The following is a 15,362-nucleotide window of genomic DNA, read 5'->3' as shown; positions in this document are numbered from 1 at the left end:
CGACGCTCCGTGCCGGCCCCACTCCGTTCGGGAGCCCGCCTCGCTAGGATGCCGATGTAACGATCCCGATGCCGCGCCGCCAGGGGCCGCACGGCATCGGGCGCCCCCGGCGGAGGACGATCAATCCCGCACGATCACCTTGGTGCCGACCTTCACCCGGTCGTAGAGATCCGTCACATCCTTGTTGGTCATGCGGATGCAGCCGGAGGAGACCGCCGCGCCCATCGTCTCCGGCTCGTTCGAGCCGTGGATGCGGTAGAGGGAGGAGCCGAGATACATCGCCCGGGCTCCGAGCGGGTTGTCCTGGCCGCCGGCCATATAGCGCGGCAGGTCGGGCCGGCGGGCCAGCATCTGCTGCGGCGGGCGCCAATCCGGCCATTCCTTCTTCATGGTCACGGTCTTCACGCCCGACCACGAGAAGCCCTCGCGGCCGACGCCGACGCCGTAGCGCACCGCCGCGCCGCCGCCGAGCACGTAGTAGAGCCGCCGCTGCTTGGTGGAGACCACCACCGTGCCCGGCTTCTCCTTGCCCGACCACGCCACGGTCTCCCGGGGGATCGCCTGCGTCTTGAACCCGTTGATGAAGTCGGCGATCGGTCCCCGGTCGAGAAAATCGGCCTGGGCGGGGACGGCCCCCATCATCATTCCGGCGATCGCCAGCGCCGCGATACGTCCCGACATGCGGTATCCTCAACCTCTGCTTACAGGCTCTCGTGGCCCTCTATCGGAACGGGCATCCCGTTCGGGGCAGGGATGAGGCGGAACGGACCGCCCCGCGCCTTTCCCGCCGGGTGTGCGCTCACAGCCACACCCATGCGGCGCCGCTTCCATTGAATCCGGCCAGCGGGATGCTTATCACAGGGACGTGATCAGTCCGCATGCCTTACCGGACCGCCGCGACGCGGATTTGCCGGCCTTCGGGTTTGGCCGCATCCTCGCGGCCTTCGCCCCGGGCCTCGCGGTGTTTGCCCTTCTGGTGATCGGCGTCGCCGCCGCCGGCCTCGTGTCTAGCGTGGGCGGGGGGCGGACGCCGTCCCAGGTCCCCTCGCTTCGCCCCGTCTTCGCGGTGGTCTCCGCCGCGGCGCCCAAGGCTACGCAGGACAAGGCCACGGCGGTCCTGAAGATCGAGCGCGAGACCACGGCCGTCGCGGCCGATGTCGAACTCGTGTCGGACCCGGCCATGCCCGGCCCCGCCTCCGTCGCGGCCACGCCCCGCCGGTTCGGTCTCGCCGGCTTCCGCGAGGCGCCGGTGTCGCCGCCCCCGGCGGCGCCGGCGGGATCGCCCCTGCGGCCTCCCCGGGCGGCGTGATCCGGTGAGGTGCGACGCGCGAGCCGCGGTCCGCGTCGTCCGCCCCTGCCCCTCGCCCCGTTCCGCCTCATTCCCGGCTTGCCCGCCCGTCAGACGTCGTCCGCCCCGGCGAGACGCCAGTCAGGAGCGCTGAAACCTGTGATTCGCTTGCCCGTCCTCCGCCCCTTCCGCCTCCGCCGCCCCTTCGGCTCCGCCCTGGCCGTCCTGCCGGCGGTGGCCCTCGCGGTGTCGCTCTCGGCCTGCAACAAGCGCGAGGCCGCCGCGCCGACGCCGCCCGTGCCCGAGGTCGGCTTCGTCAGCGTGCATCCGCAGGCCATTCCCTATCTCCGCGACCTGCCGGGCCGCGTGGCGCCGATGCGGATCGCGGAAGTCCGCTCCCGGGTGTCGGGGCTCGTGATCAAGCGGCTGTTCGAGCAGGGCAGCCAGGTCAAGGAAGGCGACATCCTCTACAAGATCGATCCGGCCCCGTACGAGGTGGAGCTGGCCAGCGCCGAGGCGGCGCTGGCCCGCCAGGAGGCGGCCCTGGTGCTGGCCCGCCAGTCGGCCGACCGGCTGGAGCAGTTGCTCTCCCGCGCCACGGCGAGCCAAGCGCAGTACGATGCCGCCTTCGCCGGCAAGAAGCAGGCGGAGGCCGAGGTCGCCGGGGCCAAGGCCGCCCGCGACCGGGCGCAGCTCAACCTGCACTGGACGGATGTGCGGGCGCCGATCACCGGCCGCATCGGCCGGGCGCTCCTCACGGAGGGAACCCTGATCGAGCCGGGGCAGACGGGGGCGCTGGCGACGATCCAGCAGCTCGACCCGATCTACGTGGACATCACCCAGTCGGTGGGTGAGCTGAACCGCCTGCGGCGCGACCTCGCCAGCGGCGAACTCGCCCGGCTGGAGGACAATTCCGCCAACGTCCACCTGATCATGGACGACGGCAGCCTGTACCCGCTGGCCGGCCGCCTGCTGTTCTCCGACGTGACCGCCGACCCGAGCACCGGGCAGGTGACGCTGCGGGTGCAGTTCCCGAACCCGCACGACGAGCTCTTCCCCGGCATGTATGTCCGCGCCCGCATCAAGCAGGGCATCGATTCGGACGCCATCGCCGTGCCGCAGCAGGCGATCCAGCGCACGGATGACGGCCGCGCCGAGGTGTGGGTGATCCGGGACGACCAGACCGTGATGCGCCAGCCGGTGGAGGTCGGGCCGGTGGTCGGCAACGACTGGCTGATCCGCTCGGGGCTCAAGGCCGGGGAGCGGGTGATCGTCGACGGGTTCCAGAAGGTCACCGTCGGCATGACGGTGAAGCCCAAGGACCAGACGCCCCCCCATGCCGAGACCGGCGGCGAGGCCCCGAAGCCGGACGCCGACGAGGCGACCGAGAAGGCCGACACCCAGCAGCGGGCGCAAGCCGCCGCGCAGCGTCGCTGAGGAGCCTCGGTCCATGGCTCGCTTCTTCATCGACCGGCCGGTCTTCGCCTGGGTCGTCGCGCTCTTCATCATGCTCGGCGGGGCGCTGGCGATTCCGAACCTGCCCGTGGCGCAGTACCCGGTGATCGCGCCGCCCTCCATCGCCCTCTCGACCGCCTTCCCCGGCGCGTCGGTGGAGAGCCTCTACACCGGCACCACCCGGCTCATCGAGGATGAGCTGAACGGCGCCGCCAACATCATGAGCTTCGAGTCGACCACCGATTCCTTCGGCTCGGTCAACATCACCGCCACCTTCCAGCCGGGCACCGACCCGTCGCTGGCCTCGGTGGAGGTGCAGAACCGCCTGAAGCGGGTGGAAGCCCGCCTGCCGGTGGAGGTGCGCCAGAACGGCATTCTGGTGGAGGAAGCCTCCGCCGCGACGCTCAACATCATCACCCTCGTCTCCACGGACGGCGGGATGGACGAGGTCGGCCTCGGCGACTTCCTCATCCGCAACGTCATCAACGAGATCCGCCGCATCCCCGGCGTCGGCCGCGCGACCCTCTACTCGACGGAGCGCTCGCTCCGGGTCTGGGTGGATCCCGACAAGCTGCGGGGCCTGTCGCTCACCCCCGGCGACGTGAGCGACGCGATCCGCAACCAGAACATCCAGATCGCCTCGGGCGCCGTCGGCGCGCAGCCGAGCCCCTCCACCAACGCGCTGACCGCGCCCATCGTGGTGAAGGGCCAGCTCTCCACCGTGGAGGATTTCGGCGCCATCGTCCTGCGGGCGAACCCGGACGGCTCGAACGTGCGCCTGCGCGACGTCGCGCGGATCGAACTCGGCGGCGACGCCTACCAGTTCTCGACCCGCCTCAACGGCGGCCAGGCGGCCGGCATCTCGGTGACGCTGGCCCCCGACGGCAACGCGCTGGAAACGGCCAAGGCCATCCGCGCCAAGATGGAGGAGCTGTCCCAGTTCTTCCCGCCGGGGCTGAAGTGGGACATCCCCTACGACATCACTCCCGCCGTGAAGGCGTCCATCGAGAAGGTGATGCACACCCTCGTCGAGGCGGTGGTGCTCGTCTTCATCGTGATGTTCGTGTTCCTCCAGAACATCCGCTACACCCTGATCCCGACCATCGTCGTGCCGATCGCCCTGATGGGGACGGTGACGGTGATGTGGCTCTCGGGCTTCTCCGTGAACGTGCTGACCATGTTCGGCATGGTGCTCGCCATCGGCATCCTCGTGGACGACGCCATCGTCGTCGTCGAGAACGTCGAGCGCATCATGAACGAGGAGGGGCTGCCGCCGAAGGAGGCGACCCGGAAGGCCATGGACCAGATCACCGGGGCGATCATCGGCATCACCCTGGTGCTGATGGCCGTGTTCGTGCCGATGGCGTTCTTCCCCGGCTCGGTGGGCATCATCTACCGGCAGTTCTCCATCGCGATGGTCACGTCCATCGCCTTCTCGGCGCTGCTCGCCCTGTCCCTGACGCCCGCGCTCTGCGCGACCTTCCTCAAGCCCATCGAGAAGGGCCACGGCCACGCCAAGGGCGGCGTGTTCGGGATGTTCAACCGGTTCGTGGACCGGGAGACCGCCCGCTACGGCCGGGGGACGGCGTGGTTCATCCGTAAGTCGGGCCGGGTGATGATGGTCTACCTCGCGCTGGTCGCGGGCACGGCCTACGCCTTCGTGAACCTGCCGGAGGGCTTCCTGCCGGTGGAGGACCAGGGCTTCTTCACCGTCGATGTGCAGACGCCGCCCGGCGCCTCGTTCAACCGGACCATGGCGGCGGTGCGCAAGGTGGAGGAGCATCTCCTCGCCCAACCCGGCGTCGCCACGGTGACGATCCTCAACGGCTTCTCCTTCTCGGGCCAGGGGCCGAACACCAGCCAAGCCTTCGTGACCCTGAAGCCCTGGAGCGAGCGCGACGCGGCCAACTCCGCGAGTGCCCTGGTGAAGGGCACGAACGACGCCCTCTCCGGCTACCGCGACGCCCTGATCGACGCGCAGGAGCCGCCGCCCGTGGACAACCTCGGCAACGCGTCGGGCTTCTCCTTCCGCCTGCAGGACCGGGCGCAGCGGGGCTACGCGGCGCTCACCTCCGCGCAGGCGCAGCTCCTGTCGCTCGCCCGGCGCAGCCCGGTTCTCAAGAACGTGAAGATCGAGGGCCTGCCCGCCACGCCCCAGGCGGAGCTCGTGATCGACCGTGAGAAGGCGGCGGCGCTCGGCGTCAAGTTCGAGGACATCAACGACGCCATCCAAGTCAACCTCGGCTCGGTCTACACCAACGACTTCCCGAACCGGGGCAAGATGCAGCGCGTCTACGTCCAGGCCGAGCAGTTGCAGCGGCTCAACGCGGCCGACATCCTGAACTACGCGGTGAAGAACAGCTCCGGCACCATGGTGCCGATGTCCTCCATCGCCGAGCTGAAATGGGGCGTCGGCCCGAGCCAGATCGTGGGCTTCAACGGCTACCAATCGGTGCGCTTCACCGGCGAGCCGCAGGCGGGCTACACCTCGGGCGACGCGATCAACGAGATGGAGCGGTTGATGCTCCAGTTGCCCAAGGGGTTCGGCTACGCCTGGACCGGGCAATCCTATCAGGAGAAGCAGGCGGGCAGCCAAGCGAGCCTGCTCCTCGCCCTGTCCGTGCTGATCGTGTTCCTGCTGCTCGCCGCCCTCTACGAGAGTTGGGCGATCCCGGTCTCGGTGCTGCTCGTCATCCCGCTGGGCGTCATCGGCTCCGTGGCGGCGGTGTACCTGCGGGGCATGCCCAACGACGTGTACTTCAAGATAGGGCTCATCACGATCATCGGCCTCTCCGCCAAGAACGCCATCCTGATCGTGGAATTCGCCCGAGACCTGTGGAAGCCCGGCACCTCGGTCATCCGGGCGGCGGTCGATGCCTCGACCCTGCGGTTCCGGCCGATCGTGATGACCTCGCTCGCCTTCATCTTCGGCGTGGTGCCGCTGGCCATCGCCACCGGCGCCGCTTCGAAGAGCCAGCAGGCCATCGGCACCGGCGTGATGGGCGGCATGATCACGGCCACCGTGTTCGCGGTGTTCTTCGTGCCGGTCTTCTTCGTGGTGGTGATGCGGATCTTCCGCCGGAAGGCGGTGATCGCGGGCGAGCAGGGTGCGGCGGCCGAAGCCTCCGCCCCCCGGGCCCACGCGACCGCGGCGGAGTGAGGGGAGCGGAGTTCCGCTGCCCATCTTTGCGAGCGTCAGCGAAGCAATCCAGGGACGCGCCTCCTTGTGGGAGGTCCCGCTGCCCTGGGTTGCTTCGCTTCGCTCGCAAAGACGGGAGAGGCGACGGTCTGAAAAGAAAAAAGCCGCCCCGAAGGGCGGCTGGAAGAGTCATCAGGGAGGCATCAAACAGAGTGGACAGACGCGTCGCACTCGACATCCAGAAAACTGGATGCGCTCTTTATGAATTGGGAACCTTAATGCACACTTAAGCGCGGCCGATCAGTTCAGGCAGTCGCCGACCGGAATCGAGACGGTCGGCCCTTCCGCGAATCCTACGGCGCGACCCTTGGGGATCGCCACGATGCGACCGGCCGGAGACCCGTCAGGCGGCGAGGCTGTCGAACAGGCCGCGCCCGTCGGTGCCGCCGATGAGCCCTTCGACGAAATTCTCCGGATGGGGCATCATGCCGAGCACGTTGGCCCCCTCGGAGAAGACCCCGGCGATGCTGTTGAGCGAGCCGTTGCGGTTCGCCTCGACCGTGAGGTTCCCCGCCGCATCGCAGTAGCGGAAGGCGACGCGGCCCTCGCCCTCGAGACGCGCGAGGGTCTCGGGATCGGCGAAGTAGTTGCCCTCGCCGTGGGCGACGCAGACGTCGATGACCTGATGGGGGGCGTAGGCGCGGGTGAAGCGCGTATCCGTCCGCTCCACGCGCAGGGCCTGCCGGTGGCAGATGAAGCGACGATCGACGTTGCGCATCAGGACGCCAGGCAGGAGGCCCGACTCGCACAGGATCTGGAAGCCGTTGCAGATGCCGAGCACCAAGCCGCCCCGCGCCGCGTGGGCGCGCACCGCGTCCATGGCCGCCGCGCGGCCGGCGATGGCGCCGCAGCGCAGGTAATCCCCGTAGGAGAAGCCGCCCGGCAGGACGGCAAGGTCGGTCCCCGGCGGCAGCGCCGTGTCGGCGTGCCAGACCATCGAGACCTTCGCGCCCGAGAGCCGCAGCGCCCGCGCGACATCCCCCTCACGGTTCGAGCCCGGGAAAACGACGATCGCGGCGTGCATCAGGCGATCTCGATCGCGTAATTCTCGACGACGGTGTTGGCCAGGAGCTTCTCGCAGGCAGCGCGCAGCGTCTCCTCGGCCGAGGCGGCGTCCGAGGTCGCCACCTCCAGGTCGAAGACCTTGCCCTGCCGGACGCCCTCGACGCCGGAAATGCCCAGCGACTTCAGCGCGGCCTCGATCGCCTTTCCCTGGGGATCCAGCACGCCGGTCTTCAGGGTGACGGTGATTCGGGCTTTCATCGCGATGTAACTCATCACTGGCCGACAGCTCACCGCTTCGGCGCGTCGCACATGGCACCTGCGATTATTAGAGCAGGCGGTCCAGCTTGTCGAACGATGATCCGTCCTGCACGGACCCCGTCCCGGTGGGGACGACGCCCCCGCCGCGTCTCAGGTTCGCTTGGTCGTCAGGGGTTCAATGCTCGTGGCACGGCGCCAGAGCTGCACCATGATCCAGAGGGCGAAGAGGCTGAAGACCCCCATGAGGACGTGCCCAACCCGGTCGCCGAGGTCGAAGAGGCCGGCAAGCGCCCAGCCCGCGGCGATGGCCACGGCGAAGACCTCCGTGCCGACCAGAACCATCATGCTCAGGATGGTGACCGCGTTGCGTGCGTTCACTGTAGCGCCCTTCCCGCCCGCTCTGCGGGTCCGTGCCGCCTGCTAACCCAGGCGGGGGCGGGGGCGCAAGCCGCGCCCCCGTGCGAGGAACCGCCTCAGCGCGGCGCCCGCTTGGCCAGGATGCGTTGCAGCGTCCGGCGGTGCATGTTGAGCCGCCGCGCCGTCTCGCTGACATTGCGACCGCACAACTCATACACGCGCTGGATGTGCTCCCATCGCACCCGGTCGGCGGACATCGGGTTCTCCGGCGGGTCCGCCCGCTCGCCCGGCTGCGCCATGAGCGTGCCGTGGATCTCGTCCGCATCGGCGGGCTTGGCGAGGTAGTCGAAGGCGCCGAGCTTCACGGCCGTCACCGCCGTGGCGATGTTGCCGTAGCCGGTGAGGATGACGCCCCGGGCTTCCGGGCGGCGCTCCTTGAGGCGGGCGATCACGTCGAGGCCGTTGCCGTCGCCCAGGCGCATGTCGATGACGGCGAAGGCGGGGGCGTGGGACTCCACGGCGGAGACCCCTTCGGCCACGCTCTCGGCCACCTGCACATGGTAGCCCCGCCCTTCCATCGCCCGCGCGAGGCGGGTGGAGAACGGCTTGTCGTCATCGACGATCAGCAGGGAGCGATCCGTGAAGGCGGCCAGCGGATCGGTGTCGTTCGAAGAAGCGGCCTCCGCGGCCGCGGCAGTCCCGGAGTGCGTGAGCATCGGGAGCTCCTTTCACCACGTTGTGGGTTCAGACCACTATATAGGCACGATGTCGCGCGGCGGCAGGGTCTCGACGGCAGTATCGTCGGGCGAAAGATACGGAACTGCCCCCCGCTCGAAGATGTGGCGGGCCCAGGAGACCCGGACGATGGCCCCGTGCCGGTCCGGTCCGACGGCGTTCGAGAGGGCGATCTGCGCGCCCGAGCGCTCGATCAGCGTCTTGGCGATGAACAGGCCGAGGCCGAGGCCCACGGGGGCCGAATCCCCCGGCTGCGTCTGCGGCGCGCTGCGCGTGGAGACGTAGGGCTCCCCCGCCCGCAGCAGCACCTCGGCCGAGAAGCCCGGCCCGTCGTCGCGGATCTCGATCCAGACCCGCTCGTGGTTCCAGTTCCCGTCGATCACTACCCGCGCGTTGGCGAAGTCGACCGCATTGTCGAGGATGTTGCCGAGCCCGAACATCACGCCGGGGTTGCGGCGGCAGGAGGGCTCCGGCCCCTCCCCCCGGCTCGTCGCATCGATGACCACGCCCATCGCCCGCTGGGGGGCCACGAGTTCCTCGACGAGATGGCTGAAGGTCACCGTCGTGAGGAAGCCGCCGCCGTCGTCGCCGTCGAGGGAGGTGAGCTTGCCGAGGATGCTGCGGCACCGGTCCACCTGCTCGCGCAGGAGGGCGAGATCCTCCGCGACCGTGGGCGACGCCTCCGGACCGAGCTGCCGGATCAGCTCCTTGGAGACCACCATGATGGTGCCGAGCGGAGTGCCGAGTTCGTGGGCGGCGGCCGCCGCCAGCCCGTCGAGCTGCGAGAGGTGCTGCTCGCGGGCGAGGACGAGTTCCGTGGCGGCCAGCGCCTGGGCGAGCTGGCGCGCCTCCTCCGCGACCCGCCACGCGTAGACGCCGGTGAAGGCGGTGCCGAGCAGGATCGCCGTCCACACCCCCGAGACGTAGAGGAAGGGCAGCTCGATCCGCCCGTCGGCGAACCACGGCAGGGGCCGGTGCACCAGGGCGAGCAGGGTGGCGAGCCCGATCGCCAGGAGGCCGAGGGCCAGCGTCCGCTCCGGCGGCAGGGCGGTGGCCGAGATCAGCACCGGCGCGAGGAACAGGAGCGAGAACGGATTCTGGAGCCCGCCCGTCAGGAAGAGGAGGGCGGCGAGCTGCACGATGTCGAAGGCCAGCAGCAGGGCCGCCGAATCGGCGTTCAGCCGGTAGCTCGCCGGGAAGCGGATGCGCAGGGCGAGGTTGAGCCAGGACGAGGCGGCGATGACGAGGAAGCACCAGCCGAAGGGCAGGTTCAGACCCAGGCCGAACTGCGCGCCGACGACCGCCGCGCTCTGGCCGGTGATCGCCAGCCAGCGCAGCCGCACGAAGGTGTCGAGGCGCAGCTGCCGGGCGCGTCCGTCAAGCCCTGCAATGCGCTCCTGAATCGTATGCATCCCCAAACTCTAGGGTCGGATCGGGAAATCGGAAATCCGCCTGTGCGGAAACACCGTAGGCGGAGGGATGTCGAACGCGGGGCGGCGGCTGTGGCTCCAGTGCGCCTTGCCGTCCCGCCGCGGGGGCGGGACGCTGCGCCGCGCCGTTCCGCCAAGGTTCATGCGGAACGTTCATTCTGGACGGGCCGTTGCGTCCCGTTCTACGGCGCCGCGATACGCCGCGAGGGAGACTGCGATGCTGCTGGCCTACGGACTGTTCGAGGGCGCCCGGATGATGATGGCGCCGGCGCGCTTGGCCGCCGACCTCACCCGCCACAGCATGACGAGCCCGGCCAACCCGCTGGCCTACTCGCCCTATGCCCGCTCCATCGCGGCGGGCTGCGAGATGTTCGAGCGCGTCACCCGCCGCTACGGCAAGCCCGCCTTCGGCTTCTCCGAGACCGTGGTGGGGGGGAGCCGCGTGCCCGTCACCGAGCGGATCGTGTGGGAGCGCCCCTTCTGTCGCCTGATCGCCTTCGACCGGGCCTTCCGCCAGCCGCCCGCCGAGCCGCAGCCGAAGCTGCTCATCGTCGCGCCGATGTCCGGCCACTACGCCACGCTGCTGCGCGGCACGGTGGAGGCGATGCTGCCGGACCACCAGGTGTTCATTACCGACTGGATCGACGCGCGCATGGTGCCGCTGCTCGAAGGCGCCTTCGACCTCGACACCTACATCGACTACCTGCGCGACATCTTCGCCGAACTCGGCCCCGACCTCCACGTCATGGCCGTGTGCCAGCCCGCCGTGCCGGTGATGGCCGCCGTCGCCCTGATGGAGGCCGACGACCAGCCCCACATCCCGACCTCCATGACGCTGATGGGCGGCCCGATCGACACCCGCCGCTCGCCCACCGCCGTGAACTGCCTCGCCCAGGAGCGCGGGCAGGATTGGTTCGAGCGCAACACGATCAGCCTCGTGCCCGGGATCTATCCGGGCGCCTTCCGGCGGGTCTATCCCGGCTTCCTGCAACTGTCGGGCTTCATGGCGATGAACCTCGACCGGCACGTCACCGCCCACACCGACATGTTCGAGCACTTGGTGAAGGGCGACGGCGATTCGGCCGAGAAGCACCGGGAGTTCTACGACGAGTACCTCGCGGTGATGGACCTGACCGCCGAGTACTATCTGCAGACCGTCCAGACGGTGTTCGTGAACCATTCCCTGCCGAAGGGGGAGATGACGTGGCGCGGCGTGCCCGTGGACCCCGCCGCCATCCGCCGCTGCGCCATCCTGGCGGTCGAGGGCGAGAACGACGACATCTCCGGCGTCGGCCAGACCAAGGCGGCCCTCGACCTGACGCCGAACCTCTCGCCCGCGCGCAAGGCCTACCACCTGCAGGAGAAGGTCGGCCATTACGGCGTGTTCAACGGGTCCCGCTACCGGGCGATCATCGCCCCGCGCATCGCGAGCTTCATCCGCGAGATGAGCGCCGAGGCCGGGCGGCGCACGCCGTACCTGCGCAGCGTGGGGTGAGGGTCCGCCTTTCCCCGCAGCCGGGAACCGTCGCGAGACCCGGTCATCCCTTCTGATCCTGCCCGCAACCTCATCCTGAGGTGCGGCGAAGCCGTCTCGAAGGAGGTCTCCAGAGCGCGCCGCGATCCCTGGAGTTCTCCTTCGAGGCCTCCGCTTTGCTCCGGCACCTCAGGATGAGGTCGAGAGCGGCGGGAATTTCGCAAGGATCCCGCAAGCGGGGAGAGGGTCAGAAGCCTCTCAAGCCACCTTCGCCTGAGGCTGCGCCACCTGCGGCCCGAAGAGGGCTTGGTACAGGGCGCTAGGCGTGCGCGAGCGGCCGTCCCCGTCGATGATCGCGACCTCGGCGAGGCCGGCGGCGGCGAGGCTCAGCGCCTGATCGAGGGCCGCCAGCAGCGAGGCATGGCCATGCGCGCGGCGGCCGGCGGCGCAACGGGCGGTGACGGTGTAATTCACGGAATAATCCTGGTCGGACGATACTGGTTAGATCATCCTCAATAACGGCCGAACCTTGATAGGACGTTGTCCGGCCGGTGGCACCGCACCATCTTTGCGGAATTCGCACCGCACCGCGATGGGTAGAGGGCTCCCAGGATGAGGGTGGGGACGGGAGTGCCCGCCCCCAACCCGGCGACCGTCCTACCGCTTCGTGGCCCGCAGCGCCGGCAGGCCGATGCCGGTGGAATCGAAGCCGCCATCCACCGCCACGACCTGCCCGGTCACGTAGCTGGCGCGCTCCGAGCACAGGAACACGATGACGTTGGCGAGTTCGCTCTCCAGCCCGTAGCGGCCGAGCGGCACGGCGTCGTGGTAGGCGGCGCGGATTTCGGGGCTGTGGACCGCCTTGGCCATCGCCGTGTCGACGGGGCCGGGGGCGACGGCGTTCACGCGGATGCCAAGTTCGCCGAGTTCGATCGCCTGCTGCTTGGTGAGCTGGGCGAGGCCGGCCTTGCTGGTGCCGTAGGCGACCCGGAGCGTCGAGGCGCGCAGGCCCGAGATCGAGGTGATGTTCACGATGGCCCCGCCGCCGTTCGCTGCCATGAGGGGCGCGGCGGCCTGGGTGCAGAGGAACGGGCCGGAGAGGTTGACCGCGAGCACCCGCGACCAATCCTCGAAGGTCGTCTCCAGCAGCGGCTTGAAGATCGCGATCCCGGCATTGTTCACCAGGGCGTCGAGGCGGCCGAAGCGCGTGGCCGTGCGCTCGACGGCCGCCCGGACCTGCGCCGGATCGGACACGTCGGCGGTGAGGGCGAGCGTCGCCTCCGGCCGCCCGAGGCGGGCGACCGTCGCCTCCACGCCCGGCCCGTCGATGTCGAGGAGGGCGACCTGCCACCCCTCCTCGAGGAAGCGCTCGGCGGCAGCGAGGCCGATGCCCCGGGCGGCCCCCGTCACGAGGGCGGTGCGGTGGTGGGTGTCCTGCACGGTGCGATCTCCGTCGCGATGAGGGGTCTCAGGGGGTCTGGGTGCTGGCCTGCACCCGCTCCTCGGCGGCGCGGATGGCCTCCGGGGTGCCGACATGCAACCACTGCCCGTCGAGCCGCATGCCGGACAGCCGGCCGCGCGCGATGGCCTCGTCGAACAGGCGGTTGAGGGAGAAGGAGCCCTCGGGCGTGCCGGCGAAGAGCGCCGGCGTCAGGATCGCGACGCCCGCGTAGATGAAGGGCGCGATCCGGCGCTCGCCCCGGCGCTCCAAGCGCCCGTCCGGGTCCATCACGAAGTCGCCCGCCCCCTCGTAGCCGAGGCTGGTGGTGGTGGGGGCGACGAGGAGGAGCGCGTCCATGCGCTCCCCGTCCCACCCGGCGATCAGGCGCGACAGATTCGGCACCGGGCCTTCCAACCAGAACGAATCGGAGTTCAGCACCACGAAGGGCGCCTCGCCCAGGAGCGGCAGCGCCTTGCGGATGCCGCCGCCGGTCTCCAGCAGCGCCTCGCGCTCGTCGGAGACGGTGATGCGTGGAGCCCGCCCCCGCCGGGCGAGGTGCGCCTCGATCTGGTCGGGGAGCCAGTGGACGTTCACCACCGCCTCGGTGAGCCCGGCCTCCGCCGCCCGGTCGAGGGCGTGGTCGAGGAGCGCCTTGCCGGCGACCTGCACGAGGGGCTTCGGCAGGGTCGCCGTCACCGGCCGCATCCGCGTGCCGAGGCCCGCCGCCAGCACGAAGGCACGCGTGATCGAGGAAGCCTCACCCATGGCAGAGCAGTCCGGTTTGGTTCGAGACAATCGGGGATCCCAAAGGACGAGTCCTTTGGCGGGGTCCAATGGACGCATCTTGGGCGAAGCCCCTGGCCACTTGCAGGGCGCTGCCCCGCACCCACCAGAGGACTCGTCCCCTGGACACCCTCAGGCCTCCGGCAGGAGGCCGGGGAGATGCCTCGCGTGCCAGTCCCGCAGGGGGGCGAGGGCCGGGTGGGCGAGGTTGCGCAGCAGGTAGCCCTCGATCCGCGGCAGGTGGGCGAGGTAGCCCGGCTTGCCGTCCCGCTTGTCGAGCCGGGCGAAGATGCCGAGGATCTTCGTCGCCCGCTGGGCCGCCAGCAGGGCGTAGGCGGTGGCGAAGGCGCCCATGTCGAAGTTCGCATCCCGCGCCCGCCGCTCGCGGACGTAGAGGCCGAGAAGGCGCAGTTCGAAGTCGGCGGTGGCATCGACCCGGGCGTCCTGCAGCAGCGAGGCGACGTCGTAGGCCGGATGGCCCATCACCGCGTCCTGGAAGTCGATGACGCCGACCCGCTCCAGCCCCTCCCGGCCCGGCAGCCAGATCAGGTTGGGGGAATGGTAGTCCCGCAGGGTCCAGGTCGGCCGGGCGGGGATCGCCGCCTCCAGGGCCTGCCGCCAGAGGGCGACGAACTCCGCCCGCGCGCCCTCGTCCAGGGTCACGCCGCGGATGGCCGGGGCGTACCAGTCCGGCATCAGCTCCGCCTCGAACAGAAGGGCCTCGCGGTCGTAGGCGGGAATGACGTGGTCGATCCCTTCCGCGACGGGGAGCGTCGCCGGCAGGTCGGTGGCGTGGAGCTTGGCGAGCAGGCGCACGGCCTCCGCGTAGCGCTCCGGCCGGGGGGCGCCGCCCTCCACCACCGGATCGCTGCCGAGATCCTCCAGGATCAGCAGCCCCTCGGCGAGATCCTCGCCGTAGATCCTGGGCGCCGAGAAGCCGAGGGCCCGCAGGCCCCGGTCGAGGGCGACGAAGGCGTGGACGCTCTCGGCGAGATGGACGATGGCCGAATAGGGCTTGCCGTCGCGCACCGGCGGACCGTCGGCCTTGGCCGGGGAGATCATCAGGACGGCGCTGGTCCCGTCAGGCTTGCGCAGGCGCTCGTAGGCGCGGGAGGATGCGTCCCCCTGCATCAGGATGCGCTCGGCATCGTCCCAGCCGGCGCGGGCGAGGAGCTTGCGCACGGCCCGCGCCCGGTCGATCCGCGCCTCCATGCCGCCCGTGCCGGCGATGCGGGCGAGGCGCGCGCCCTCACCGAATTCAGGCCGCAGGGACAGGCCCACGGTGAGGACGGGGCCGGGATGGGCGGGCATCCGGTCCGGCCACTCGACGAGGGTGATGGCGCCCTCGGTCATCTCGTCGAAGCCGAGTTCCAGCAGCTCGTCCGCGTCGCGCAGGCGGTAGAGGTCCGCGTGGATGACCGCGCGGCCGTCACGGGCGGTATAGGGCTGGATGAGGGTGAAGGTCGGGCTCGGCACCTCCAGGCCGGGCTCGCCGGTCAGCTCGCGGATCATCGCCCGCGCGAGCGTCGTCTTGCCGTCACCGAGTTCGCCCGCCAGGGCCACCCGGTCGCCGGGCAGCAGGAGCTCGCACAGGAAGAGGCCGAGATCCTCGGTGGCCTCCTCGTCGGGCAGCACGAATTCCCAGGCGGGAGCCGGGGATGCCGCCGCCACGGGGGCCCCCTCCTCGTCCACCCTCTGCCCATCCCGCTCGTCGCCGCTCAAAACCGCCTCCGCGCGCCCCGAAACGCATGGTCCGTAAAGCGGAAGCCGATGCAAGCCCCCTCCCGCCTCCGCTGCCGTATCGCCGCAGGGCGGTGCAGGCAAACCACGCCGACGGATGCCGCCGCGACACGGCCCGGATCGCAGGACCGCAGGTTGTGGCCTTGGCCGCGCTGGCACGCAGATTGCCGAACGGCGCCCGATCGCATGATCGGCAC

At 70.3% G+C, this 15,362-nt stretch carries 14 protein-coding genes; 4 read left to right on the top strand and 10 right to left on the bottom strand.

The window, feature by feature from the left end; translation table 11 throughout:
• Positions 1–120: 120 nt before the first annotated feature.
• Entirely contained in the window at positions 121–681 is a 561-nt protein-coding gene (locus tag MFF06_RS20555; protein WP_238207547.1) for a L,D-transpeptidase, read from the bottom strand.
• 184 nt (positions 682–865) lie between these two features.
• Here MFF06_RS20555 and MFF06_RS20550 point away from each other — a divergent pair, with 184 nt between their 5' ends.
• The 3 genes from MFF06_RS20550 (at position 866) to MFF06_RS20540 (ending at position 5,903) form a co-directional block, all read left to right on the top strand.
• Positions 866–1,309, top strand: coding sequence for a hypothetical protein (locus MFF06_RS20550; RefSeq protein ID WP_238207539.1), 444 nt, complete (start codon positions 866–868; stop codon positions 1,307–1,309).
• Between the two features lie 147 nt (positions 1,310–1,456).
• Positions 1,457–2,725 (top strand): efflux RND transporter periplasmic adaptor subunit, encoded by a 1,269-nt coding sequence (locus MFF06_RS20545; RefSeq protein WP_465263231.1) that lies wholly within the window; start codon positions 1,457–1,459, stop codon positions 2,723–2,725.
• A 13-nt stretch (positions 2,726–2,738) separates the two neighbouring features.
• Positions 2,739–5,903 (top strand): multidrug efflux RND transporter permease subunit, encoded by a 3,165-nt coding sequence (locus MFF06_RS20540; protein WP_238207537.1) that lies wholly within the window; start codon positions 2,739–2,741, stop codon positions 5,901–5,903.
• 382 nt (positions 5,904–6,285) lie between these two features.
• On the opposite strand, the gene purQ is transcribed toward MFF06_RS20540, so the two are convergent.
• The 5 genes from purQ to MFF06_RS20515 all read right to left on the bottom strand — a co-directional run bounded on the left by purQ (position 6,286) and on the right by MFF06_RS20515 (position 9,709).
• Positions 6,286–6,966: a phosphoribosylformylglycinamidine synthase subunit PurQ gene (purQ, locus tag MFF06_RS20535; protein WP_238207535.1), complete on the bottom strand. Its 681-nt coding sequence runs from the start codon at positions 6,964–6,966 to the stop codon at positions 6,286–6,288.
• Positions 6,966–7,205, bottom strand: a complete 240-nt coding sequence (gene purS / locus MFF06_RS20530; RefSeq protein ID WP_238207533.1) for a phosphoribosylformylglycinamidine synthase subunit PurS — start codon at positions 7,203–7,205, stop codon at positions 6,966–6,968. Before purS ends, purQ begins: the two co-directional genes overlap by 1 nt.
• 150 nt (positions 7,206–7,355) lie before the next feature.
• Entirely contained in the window at positions 7,356–7,583 is a 228-nt protein-coding gene (locus MFF06_RS20525; protein ID WP_238207531.1) for a hypothetical protein, read from the bottom strand.
• A gap of 95 nt (positions 7,584–7,678) precedes the next feature.
• A complete protein-coding gene (locus MFF06_RS20520; RefSeq protein ID WP_238207529.1) occupies positions 7,679–8,278 on the bottom strand; it encodes an ActR/PrrA/RegA family redox response regulator transcription factor in 600 nt (199 codons plus the stop codon).
• A gap of 36 nt (positions 8,279–8,314) precedes the next feature.
• Positions 8,315–9,709 (bottom strand): ActS/PrrB/RegB family redox-sensitive histidine kinase, encoded by a 1,395-nt coding sequence (locus tag MFF06_RS20515; RefSeq protein WP_238207528.1) that lies wholly within the window; start codon positions 9,707–9,709, stop codon positions 8,315–8,317.
• A 235-nt stretch (positions 9,710–9,944) separates the two neighbouring features.
• Here MFF06_RS20515 and MFF06_RS20510 point away from each other — a divergent pair, with 235 nt between their 5' ends.
• Complete coding sequence (locus MFF06_RS20510) at positions 9,945–11,222, top strand: polyhydroxyalkanoate depolymerase (RefSeq protein WP_238207526.1); 1,278 nt, start codon at positions 9,945–9,947, stop codon at positions 11,220–11,222.
• A gap of 237 nt (positions 11,223–11,459) precedes the next feature.
• Here the strand turns inward: MFF06_RS20510 and MFF06_RS20505 are convergent, their stop codons facing one another.
• The 4 genes from MFF06_RS20505 to tsaE all read right to left on the bottom strand — a co-directional run bounded on the left by MFF06_RS20505 (position 11,460) and on the right by tsaE (position 15,147).
• Entirely contained in the window at positions 11,460–11,675 is a 216-nt protein-coding gene (locus MFF06_RS20505; protein ID WP_238207524.1) for a hypothetical protein, read from the bottom strand.
• Positions 11,676–11,858: 183 nt separating this feature from the next.
• Positions 11,859–12,641 carry an SDR family NAD(P)-dependent oxidoreductase gene (locus MFF06_RS20500; protein ID WP_238207522.1) on the bottom strand — a complete coding sequence of 261 codons (783 nt, stop codon included), beginning with the start codon at positions 12,639–12,641 and terminating at the stop codon, positions 11,859–11,861.
• A 28-nt stretch (positions 12,642–12,669) separates the two neighbouring features.
• Positions 12,670–13,407 carry a nucleotidyltransferase family protein gene (locus MFF06_RS20495; protein WP_238207520.1) on the bottom strand — a complete coding sequence of 246 codons (738 nt, stop codon included), beginning with the start codon at positions 13,405–13,407 and terminating at the stop codon, positions 12,670–12,672.
• A 150-nt stretch (positions 13,408–13,557) separates the two neighbouring features.
• Positions 13,558–15,147, bottom strand: coding sequence for a tRNA (adenosine(37)-N6)-threonylcarbamoyltransferase complex ATPase subunit type 1 TsaE (gene tsaE / locus MFF06_RS20490; RefSeq protein ID WP_370876764.1), 1,590 nt, complete (start codon positions 15,145–15,147; stop codon positions 13,558–13,560).
• Positions 15,148–15,362 lie beyond the last annotated feature (215 nt).

This window comes from Methylobacterium aerolatum, from assembly GCF_022179085.1.
GTDB lineage: Bacteria > Pseudomonadota > Alphaproteobacteria > Rhizobiales > Beijerinckiaceae > Methylobacterium > Methylobacterium aerolatum.
Note: the sequence above shows the minus strand (reverse complement) of the source record. Positions and strands in the feature narration are given on the sequence as shown.